Source organism: Sphingomonas sp. (assembly GCF_013812825.1).
Lineage (GTDB): Bacteria > Pseudomonadota > Alphaproteobacteria > Sphingomonadales > Sphingomonadaceae > Sphingomicrobium.
Genome location: NZ_JACCSU010000048.1, coordinates 1 through 8,463, shown reverse-complemented (window position 1 = coordinate 8,463; position 8,463 = coordinate 1). Strand labels below are relative to the sequence as shown.

General features: G+C 65.2%; 11 protein-coding genes and 1 pseudogene. 3 read left to right on the top strand and 9 right to left on the bottom strand.

The window, feature by feature from the left end:
- From H0T81_RS06630 to pspA, 4 genes are read right to left on the bottom strand one after another with little or no spacing between them, the layout of a single operon-like run.
- Complete coding sequence (locus H0T81_RS06630) at positions 1 to 333, bottom strand: hypothetical protein (RefSeq protein ID WP_294011158.1); 333 nt, start codon at positions 331 to 333, stop codon at positions 1 to 3.
- Between the two features lie 25 nt (positions 334 to 358).
- Positions 359 to 790 (bottom strand): envelope stress response membrane protein PspC, encoded by a 432-nt coding sequence (pspC, locus tag H0T81_RS06625; protein WP_294011156.1) that lies wholly within the window; start codon positions 788 to 790, stop codon positions 359 to 361.
- Between the two features lies 1 nt (position 791).
- On the bottom strand, positions 792 to 1,076 hold the full coding sequence (pspB, locus tag H0T81_RS06620) for an envelope stress response membrane protein PspB (RefSeq protein ID WP_294011154.1): 285 nt from the start codon (positions 1,074 to 1,076) through the stop codon (positions 792 to 794).
- Between the two features lie 3 nt (positions 1,077 to 1,079).
- The gene (gene pspA / locus H0T81_RS06615; RefSeq protein WP_294011152.1) at positions 1,080 to 1,760 is read right to left on the bottom strand and encodes a phage shock protein PspA; all 681 of its coding nucleotides are present in this window, start codon (positions 1,758 to 1,760) and stop codon (positions 1,080 to 1,082) included.
- 176 nt (positions 1,761 to 1,936) lie between these two features.
- Between pspA and pspF the strand changes: the two genes are divergently transcribed.
- Positions 1,937 to 2,980 (top strand): phage shock protein operon transcriptional activator, encoded by a 1,044-nt coding sequence (gene pspF / locus H0T81_RS06610; RefSeq protein WP_294011150.1) that lies wholly within the window; start codon positions 1,937 to 1,939, stop codon positions 2,978 to 2,980.
- 82 nt (positions 2,981 to 3,062) lie between these two features.
- A complete protein-coding gene (locus H0T81_RS06605; protein ID WP_294011148.1) occupies positions 3,063 to 3,617 on the top strand; it encodes a tetratricopeptide repeat protein in 555 nt (184 codons plus the stop codon).
- 16 nt (positions 3,618 to 3,633) lie between these two features.
- On the opposite strand, the pseudogene H0T81_RS06600 reads toward H0T81_RS06605, so the two are convergent.
- A pseudogene (locus H0T81_RS06600) lies at positions 3,634 to 4,203 on the bottom strand (urate hydroxylase PuuD).
- Between the two features lie 149 nt (positions 4,204 to 4,352).
- On the opposite strand from H0T81_RS06600, the gene H0T81_RS06595 reads away from it, so the two are divergent.
- A complete protein-coding gene (locus tag H0T81_RS06595; RefSeq protein ID WP_294011146.1) occupies positions 4,353 to 5,009 on the top strand; it encodes a superoxide dismutase in 657 nt (218 codons plus the stop codon).
- Between the two features lie 42 nt (positions 5,010 to 5,051).
- Here the strand turns inward: H0T81_RS06595 and H0T81_RS06590 are convergent, their stop codons facing one another.
- Genes H0T81_RS06590 through ftsY form a run of 4 tightly spaced genes read right to left on the bottom strand, consistent with a single transcriptional unit; the run spans position 5,052 to position 8,306 of the window.
- Positions 5,052 to 5,813, bottom strand: a complete 762-nt coding sequence (locus H0T81_RS06590) for an ABC transporter permease (protein WP_294011144.1) — start codon at positions 5,811 to 5,813, stop codon at positions 5,052 to 5,054.
- Positions 5,810 to 6,763, bottom strand: coding sequence for an ABC transporter ATP-binding protein (locus H0T81_RS06585; RefSeq protein WP_294011142.1), 954 nt, complete (start codon positions 6,761 to 6,763; stop codon positions 5,810 to 5,812). The genes H0T81_RS06590 and H0T81_RS06585 overlap by 4 nt, the downstream gene beginning before the upstream one ends.
- 14 nt (positions 6,764 to 6,777) lie before the next feature.
- Positions 6,778 to 7,392 (bottom strand): septation protein A, encoded by a 615-nt coding sequence (locus H0T81_RS06580; protein WP_294011140.1) that lies wholly within the window; start codon positions 7,390 to 7,392, stop codon positions 6,778 to 6,780.
- Entirely contained in the window at positions 7,389 to 8,306 is a 918-nt protein-coding gene (gene ftsY / locus H0T81_RS06575) for a signal recognition particle-docking protein FtsY (RefSeq protein WP_294011138.1), read from the bottom strand. The genes H0T81_RS06580 and ftsY overlap by 4 nt, the downstream gene beginning before the upstream one ends.
- Positions 8,307 to 8,463 lie beyond the last annotated feature (157 nt).

Here is an 8,463-nt window from a genome sequence, read left to right as displayed (position 1 = left end):
TCATGCCCTGCCTCCCCTATCAAACGTCAGCCCGACGATGTCGCGAGCGAGCTTTGAGGGCTGAGTGGTGACGATCCGCTCGATCGTCCCGAGCCGGTCCTTGACCGAGCCGACCTCGGCACGAAGTTGCGCATTCTCCGCGGTAAGCAGCTTGATCCGCTCGACTGATTCCTTGTCGGTCGCCGGGTGGAGCGGCACGCCCCAGCTGGTTTCGAGCGGATAGCCGTTCTTGATCCGCATCCAGGTGGTGACCACCCATCCTGCGACGCCGGCGGTGGTAATCAGCGCGATCCACGGAAAGATCTGTATCAGGAATTCAAACTTCTCGGTCATCTTTGATGGCCCCCGTTGTACGGCGCTAGCGCAGCTGCTCGATCTCTCGGGCGAGCGAGCGGTTCTCGGTGGTGACATAGCTTTCGATGTCGGCCAGCCGGCGGTCGATGCCGCGCAGACGCGAGCCGAGATCGCGGGCGCTGCGCGCCGGCGAAGCGCGGACGCCCTGCCAGAACTGGCGCTCCTCGGGATCGGCATGGGTCAGCTCGCTCGGCTTGTCCGAGGTCATCATCGCGGTGATGAAGTAGAGCAGGAGCGGCGCGCCGCTGCCCATGATCACCGCGGCGATGAAGCAGATGCGGACCAGGTTGACGTCGAAGCCGGTGTAGTCGGCGATCCCGGCGCTCACGCCGAGGACCTTGCCGTTGCGCTTGTCGCGGTAGAAGCGGGTGCGGCTCGGCGGCTGCTCGCTCAGCCGGTAGCGGTCATGCTCGCGAGTCACTCTATCGTCAGCCATTCTACTCTCCGTCGGCCAGCAGCCGCTGCGATTCGCTGCGCTCGGGCAGACAATTCTGCCGCCAGTTGGGGTTCTCGGCGGTCATGATCCGCTCGATCGTGCACAGCCGGTCATCGAGCCGGCGCGCGGCGTCGTGCAGTTCGTCGAGCAACTTCTCGTCGGACTGGGTGAGGGTCGCGGACTGCTTCCACTTGGTCACGTAATGGAAGATTAGCCAGGGCAACCCGATGAACAGGGTGACGATGGCGAGACCGCCGACCAACATCCCCATGAATTCCTCTTCCATTCCTTATTCCCCCTTGGCCGCCGATTGAGCGTTTCGGGCGGCTTTCATGGCTTCCAGTTCGGCGTCGACCTTTTCGGCCGCCTTCAATTCGGCGATCTCTTCCTCGAGGCTTTTCGGGCCGGTCATTCCGAGCGCGTCGGCGCGTCCTTCGGCAAAGTCGGCGCGGCGCTCGAGAAGCTCGAAGCGCGAGAACGCGTCCTCGGTCCGGCTGCCGCTCATGATCTCGCGCGCCTTGGCCCGGCTCACCGCGCTCTCGAAGCGGGCGGCGATCGCATTCTGCCGGGCGCGCGCCTCGCGAAGCTTGGCCTGGAGCTTGGCGATATCCGCCTCATAGCCCTTCAACGTGTCGTCGATGACGGCGATCTCGGCTTTTAGCCCTTCGGCCATGTCGGCCGCCTTCTGGCGCTCGATCAGGGCCGCCTTGGCCAGATCCTCGCGGTCCTTGGACAAGGCGAGCTCGGCCTTCTCGGTCCAGCTTGCCTGCAGTTCATCCAGACGCTTCCACGCGCGGCGCATCTCCTTGCCGTCGGCGATCGCCCGCGCCGCCGAAGCTCGGACCTCGACCAAAGTCTCCTCCATCTCGAGGATGATCATCCGGATCATCCGCGCCGGATCCTCCGAGCGATCGAGAAGCTCGGTCATGTTGGCTGCAAAAATGTCCCGCGTGCGGGAGAAGATACCCATCTAGCACTCCGAATTCAGGGCCCTGTACGCCTATTCCCATTCAAGAGCTGTGCCAGCTCCCCGAAAATGCTGGAAAGCCGGAAAAGATGCCGATTTTCCCTTCCTAAACGACTGAAATTTCTTGCCAAGAGATGGGGTTTACCACCAACAGTCGGCCAGTTTTCGAGTGGGGACCAATGGAGCGGGTCAGTCAACTGGTCGGGCAGAGCCTTGCGTTTCTCGATGCGGTCGAGCGCGCGAGCCGCGCCGCGCCGCTCAATCGCCCGGTGCTGGTCATCGGCGAGCGAGGCACCGGCAAGGAGCTGATTGCCGAACGCCTCCACCACCTTTCGCCGCGCTGGTCCGGACCGCTGGTGACGATGAATTGCGCGGCGCTGCCGGAAAATCTGATCGAGGCCGAGCTGTTCGGCCATGAAGCGGGTAGCTTCACCGGCGCGTCGAAGACCCGCCACGGCCGCTTCGAGGAGGCCGACGGCGGCACCCTGTTCCTCGACGAGCTCGCGACCCTGTCGTCGCCGGCACAGGACCGGCTGCTGCGGGCGGTCGAATATGGCGAAGTCACCCGAATCGGCGCCTCCAAGCCGATCAGCGTCGACGTGCGCATCGTCGCCGCCACCAACGAGCATCTGCCCCGGCTGGTCGAGGAAAGCCGGTTCCGCGCCGACCTGCTCGACCGGCTGTCGTTCGAGGTCGTGACCCTGCCGCCGCTGCGGGCGCGGAGCGGCGATATCCCGTTGCTCGCCGATCATTTCGGCCGGCGCATGGCGGTCGAGCTCGATTGGCCGAACTGGCCCGGTTACACCGCGCATCTGATGGCCCAGCTCGAGGCCTATCCGTGGCCGGGCAACGTGCGCGAGCTGCGCAATGTCGTCGAGCGCGCCGTCTATCGCTCCGAGGACCCCGAGCGGCCGATCTCCGAGGTCCAGTTCGACCCCTTCCAGTCCCCCTGGGCCGACGCCAGCCTCCCGGCGCCCGCGCCGCAAGCGGTCGGCGAGGCGGCGGACGGGCCGCAGCCGCAGCCCCAGCTGTCGGTCGTGTCGCCGAGCACGGCGGTCAGCGACTATCGCTCGGCGGTGGCGGCCTATGAGCGGGCGCTGCTCGAGGAGGCGCTGGCCCGGAACCGCTTCAACCAGCGCGCCACCGCCGCTGCTCTCGGGCTCAGCTACGACCAGCTTCGCCACGCCCTCAAGCGCCACCGGCTCCAGGACACCGCCGCCTAAGATTCCTGCTCATTCGTCGAAAGACGCGTGCCGAGGACGCAAAGGAGGTGTATGGTGCCCACCTCAGGACAAGGAGGCTTCGATGAAAGCGTTTCTCCTTTCGGCTACGGCCATCGCGTTCCTGGCCGCCGCCACGCCCGCCCAGGGAGGGCGGATCACCCTCGGTTCGAGCTTGGCAAGATCGTGCTACGAAGCGGCGGAGGCCCTGAGGGCCGACCGCGGGACTCTCCAGACTTGCGACCTGGCGCTGGCCGAAGAAGGTCTCAGTCACCACGACCTGACCGGGACGCATGTCAACCGCGGCGTCATCCTGATGCTGTTGGGCAACCTCGACATGGCCGAGCGGGATTACGACCGCGCGCTCGCGCTCGATGCCAATGAGGCGGAAGCCTGGCTGAACAAGGGCATCAACGCCCTGAAGCGCGGCAACAGCCAGCTCGCACTCCAGTTCGTTGAAAGGGCCATCGCTTTGCGAACCCGCAGGCCGGCGGTCGCGTTCTACATGCGTGCCATCGCTCACGAGGAGGCCGGCAACCTGCGGGCCGCTTATGGGGACCTGCAGCGGGCAAGGCGGCTCGATCCGACATGGCCGCTGCCCGCCGTGGAGCTGCAGCGCTACCAGGTGCGGACCCGCTAGCTTTGGCCGCGCCTCGTCAGCTTCCGAGCGTCTGGTAGGTGGTCATCGCGTAGAGCATCGGCAGCGACAGCAGCGTGTTGGTGCGCGATGCGACCATTGCTGTCCGCGCCGACGCCGCCTTGCGGGCATCGTCGGCTTCAACCAGGCCCAGCGCCCGCTTCTGGTTCGGCCAGATGACGAACCATACATTGGCCGCCATGATCAGCGCCAGCCACATGCCGATCCCGATGAGTTCGAAGCCGTCGCGCAGGGTCAGCGCCTCGACGATGTACATTTTGACGTAAGCCAAAGCCGCGCCGGTCAGGACGGTGAAGGCGGCCGCCTAGCGGAAGTAGAACAGCGCCTTGGGGGCGATGTATTTCGAAACGCCCGGCTTCAGCTCGGCAGGGACCGTGGGCATCACCGGGATCTGCACGAAGTTGAAATAATAGAGGAGGCCGATCCACAGGATTCCGAAGAACACGTGCAGCCAGCGAAGCACGGCTTCCGCGGTCAAAATCTCGGCGTGAACCCCGGCCATCAGGGCGATCGCCAGGGCAACCCCGATTCCCAGGACCAGGTTCAGATTATCGAACAGCTTGCCCATTTTGTGAGACCCCTATTTTTCCACTCTCGGCGAGCTCGGCCGTTCTACGGCCAGACAGCGACGAACCGCAAGCATCTGCGGTGATTTGCGGACCCGCCGCGAGCGCCAGCCGTTACCTTTTATGACCCCTGACCGAAAGCGAGGATGACATGGCCTTCGAGCTGCCCGACCTGCCTTATCCAAGGGACGCGCTGGCGCCGCACATGTCGGCGGAGACGCTGGAGTTCCACCACGGCAAGCACCACGCCGCTTATGTGAAAAAGACCAACCAGCTGCTCGAGGACAAGAAACTGTCCGGGGCATCCTTGATCGACGTCGTCCGGTCGGCCAAACGCGACAACGATAGCGGACTGTTCAACGTCAGCGCTCAGCTGTGGAACCACAGCTTCTTCTGGCAGTGCCTGGCGCCCGCCGAAGGCCAGCAGCCGAGCGGCAAGCTCAAGCAGATGATCGAGGACGGCTTTGGCGGCGTCGAGCCGATGCTCGAAAAGCTTGGCGACGAGGCGGCGAAACATTTCTCGAACGGCTGGGCGTGGCTGCTGCTCGACCGCGACACGCTGAAGATCGCCTCGCTCCACGATGCGGATACGCCGCTGGTCCACGACGGAATGGTGCCGTTGTTCACGCTCGATGTGTGGGAGCACGCCTATTACATCGACTACCGCAACGAGCGGCCCAAGTTCGCCAAGGCCGTGCTGTCGAATATCGTCAACTGGGAGTTCGTCGCGCAGAATCTCGACGGCCGCGGCGCGGAACGCGCGGACCAGCAGCCGGCGTCAACCCGCGAGAGCGAGCTGACGGCCTAGGCCTCGTGCTCGCCATTCTGCCGGAATGGCGGCGCGCGCAGCTTACTGCTTGAGCCGGTAGCCGGTCCGGAAGATCCACCAGATCGCGGCCATGCAGGCGACCAGGAAGGCGGCGGTCGCGGCGAGGCTGGTCAAGACCGGCACGTCGGCCTGGCCGAAGAAGGTCCAGCGGAAGCCGTTGATCAGATAGACCACCGGGTTGAACAAGGTGATGCTGCGCCACGGCTCGCCAAGCATGTCGATCGAGTAGAAGGCGCCGCCGAGGAAGGTCAGCGGAGTGACGATCAGCAGCGGGATCACCTGCAGCTGCTCGAAGCCCTTGGCCCAGATGCCGACGATGAACCCGAACAGGCAGAAGGTGACAGCGACCAGGAGCAGGTACATCAGCATCAGCAGCGGATGCTCGATGCGCACGTCGACGAACAGGTTGGCGGTCAGCAGGATGACCAGCGCGACGATCATCGCCTTGCTCGCAGCCGCCCCGACATAGCCGAGCACGGTCTCGAACGCGGACAGCGGTGCCGACAGGATTTCGTAGATCGTGCCCGTGAAGCGCGGCATGTGAATGCCGAAGCTGGCGTTGAAGATGCTCTCGGTGAACAGCGACAGCATCATCAACCCGGGGACGATGAAGCTGCCGTATTCGATGCCGTTGATCTCGCTCATCCGTGACCCGATCGCGGCTCCGAAGACGATGAAATAGAGCGACGTGGTGATCACCGGCACCGCGAGCCCGGTCCACAAAGTGCGCCGAAAGCGGTGCAGCTCGAACTTGTAGATCGCCCAGATTCCGCGCCAGTTCATTCGGCCGCGGCCTGCTGCCGGTCTCGCTGATCATGGATCAGGCCGACGAAAATATCCTCGAGGCTCGATTGTTTGGTGTCGAGGTCCTTGAAGGCGATCCCGGCGTCGCGCATCGCGGTCAGCAGCGACGGAACTCCGGTACGCTCGGCCTTGGCGTCGAACTCGTAGATCAGCGTGTTGCCGTCGTCGCTGAGCTGCGGCTGCCAGTCGGCGAGGATCGAAGGAACGGCGGCGAGCGGCTCGGCGAGCTGGAGATGGAGCACCTTGCGCCCCAGCTTCTGCATCAGCGCGTTCTTCTCCTCGACCAGGATCAGCTCGCCCTTGTTGATCACCCCGACGCGGTCGGCCATCTCCTCGGCCTCCTCGATATAGTGGGTGGTGAGGATTATCGTCGTTCCGTCCTGGCGAAGGCGGCGGACCAGCTCCCACATGTCGCGGCGCAGCTCGACGTCGACGCCGGCGGTGGGCTCGTCGAGGAACAGGATGTCCGGCTCGTGGGCAAGCGCCTTGGCGATCATCACCCGGCGCTTCATTCCGCCCGACAGGTCTTTCAAAATGTTGTTGCGCTTGTCCCAAAGCGACAGGTCGCGAAGGATCCGCTCGATCTTGGCTCGGTCCGGGGCGCGGCCGAACAGCTCGCGGCTGAAGCTCACCGTGCTGATCAGCGGCTCGAACACGTCCATCGTCAGCTCTTGCGGGACGAGGCCGATTCGGGTGCGCGCCTCGCGATAGTGGCGAAGCCAGTGCTTGCCGTCGACCAGCACCGTGCCGCTGGTCGGATTGACGGTCCCGCAGACGATGTTGATCAGGGTCGTCTTGCCGGCTCCGTTCGGGCCGAGCAGGGCGAAGATCTCGCCGCGGCGGATGTCGAGGTCGATCGGCTTCAAGGCCTCGGTGCCGCTTGCATAGCATTTGCGCAGGCCGCGGATCGACAGGACCGGCTCGCTCATTCGACCGGGCTTGTTCATTCGACTGGACCGGGCTCGGCCGGCTGGGCCTCGTCGCGCGCGAGGCCGTGACGCAGCAGCATCGGCACGTTGGCGGCCGCGAACAGGAAGGTGAGGGGGATCGCCCCCCACAGCTTGAAACCGACCCAGAAGTCGGTCGAGCTGTTGCGCCACACCGCTTCGTTGAGCAGGGCCATGAACGCAAAGAACAGCGCCCAATTGCGCGTCAGCTTGGTCCAGCCGGCGTCGTCGAGGCCGGGATAGGTGCTTCCGAGCACCGCCTTCAGCAACGGTCGGCCGGTGGCGAGGCCGAAGGCGAGCAGCCCCGACACGAGCAAATAATAGACCGTCGGCTTCATCTTGATGAACGTCTCGTTGCGCAGCCAGATGGTGAGGCCGCCGAGGACGATGACCATGAAGCCCGAAAACAGCAGCAGCGGCGAGATCCGGCGAAAACGCAGCTGCGAATAGATCATCGCCGCGATCATCGCCGCCATGAAGGCGCCGGTGGCGACGAAGATCCGCAGCACGTCGGGCACCGGCGCCAGATAATTGGTCAGGAAGAAGACCAGCAGCGGGCCAAGGTCGATCAGCAGCCGTGAGCCGCCCGAGGGTTCGGTCTTGTCGGTCATTCGGGCGGCAGCCCGGCAATCGCGCGGGCGACCGCCCGCGGGTCGAACGGGCGCAGGTCGTCGGCGCCTTCGCCGACCCCGATCGCGTGGATCGGCAGTCCGAACTTCTCGGCCGCGGCGACCAGGATTCCGCCGCGCGCGGTCCCGTCGAGCTTGGTCATGATGAGGCCGGTCACACCGGCGCTGTCCCTGAACACCTCGACCTGCGCAAGGGCGTTTTGTCCGGTCGTGGCGTCGAGCACTAATAGTACATCGTGCGGGGCCTCAGGGTTGATCCGGCCCAGAACGCGGCGGATCTTCGACAATTCTTCCATCAGATGGGTCTTGTTCTGCAAGCGCCCGGCGGTGTCGACGATCAGCACGTCGATTCCGGCCTCGGTCGCCTGCCGGACCCCGTCGAACACGATTCCCGCCGCGTCGCCGCCTTCCTTGCCGGCGATCACCGGCGCGCCGATGCGTTGCCCCCAGATCTGCAATTGCTCGATCGCCGCCGCCCGGAAGGTGTCGCCGGCGGCCAGCAGAACGCCATAGTCCTGCTCGTGCAGCCAATGGCCGAGCTTGCCGATGGTGGTCGTCTTGCCGGAGCCGTTGACTCCGATCACCAGAGCGACGTGCGGCCTCGGGAAACCCCATATTTCGAGCGGCTTGGCGGCGGGCACAAGGATTTTCTCGATTTCCTCGGCGAGGATCGTCCGAAGGCCGCGCTCGTCGAGTTGCTCGAACCGCTGCCTGGCGATCGCCTCGCGGATCCGGCGCGACGCTTCGGGTCCGAGATCGGAAGCGATCAGCGCCTCCTCGATGTCGTCGAGGGTCGCGGTATCGAGCGCCGCGGTGGTGGTCAGGCCGGTGAGGTTCTCGCCGAGCCGCGCCGCCGTCTTGGTGAATCCGCCGCGAAGGCGGTCGAGCCAACTCATACGGCCGAGCCCACGAGATGGTCGTCATCGCGGGCGACGATTCGAGCGTTGCGAATCTCGCCGCGGCCGGCGCCTTCGACCAGCACCGGCGCGAAACCGTCGCTGTGGCCCTTGCCCGGGCTCTCGAGCAGCACCCGCTGGCTGGTCCCGACGAGCC

What these genes read in the sequence shown, in the direction of transcription:
- pspC (WP_294011156.1), bottom strand. Translation starts at nt 790, where the DNA reads ATGGCTGACGATAGAGTGACTCGCGAGCATGACCGCTACCGGCTGAGC.
- H0T81_RS06630 (WP_294011158.1), bottom strand. Translation starts at nt 333, where the DNA reads ATGACCGAGAAGTTTGAATTCCTGATACAGATCTTTCCGTGGATCGCG.
- H0T81_RS06605 (WP_294011148.1), top strand. Translation starts at nt 3,063, where the DNA reads ATGAAAGCGTTTCTCCTTTCGGCTACGGCCATCGCGTTCCTGGCCGCC.
- H0T81_RS06590 (WP_294011144.1), bottom strand. Translation starts at nt 5,813, where the DNA reads ATGAACTGGCGCGGAATCTGGGCGATCTACAAGTTCGAGCTGCACCGC.
- H0T81_RS06585 (WP_294011142.1), bottom strand. Translation starts at nt 6,763, where the DNA reads ATGAGCGAGCCGGTCCTGTCGATCCGCGGCCTGCGCAAATGCTATGCA.
- H0T81_RS06580 (WP_294011140.1), bottom strand. Translation starts at nt 7,392, where the DNA reads ATGACCGACAAGACCGAACCCTCGGGCGGCTCACGGCTGCTGATCGAC.
- pspB (WP_294011154.1), bottom strand. Translation starts at nt 1,076, where the DNA reads ATGGAAGAGGAATTCATGGGGATGTTGGTCGGCGGTCTCGCCATCGTC.
- pspF (WP_294011150.1), top strand. Translation starts at nt 1,937, where the DNA reads ATGGAGCGGGTCAGTCAACTGGTCGGGCAGAGCCTTGCGTTTCTCGAT.
- ftsY (WP_294011138.1), bottom strand. Translation starts at nt 8,306, where the DNA reads ATGAGTTGGCTCGACCGCCTTCGCGGCGGATTCACCAAGACGGCGGCG.
- H0T81_RS06595 (WP_294011146.1), top strand. Translation starts at nt 4,353, where the DNA reads ATGGCCTTCGAGCTGCCCGACCTGCCTTATCCAAGGGACGCGCTGGCG.
- pspA (WP_294011152.1), bottom strand. Translation starts at nt 1,760, where the DNA reads ATGGGTATCTTCTCCCGCACGCGGGACATTTTTGCAGCCAACATGACC.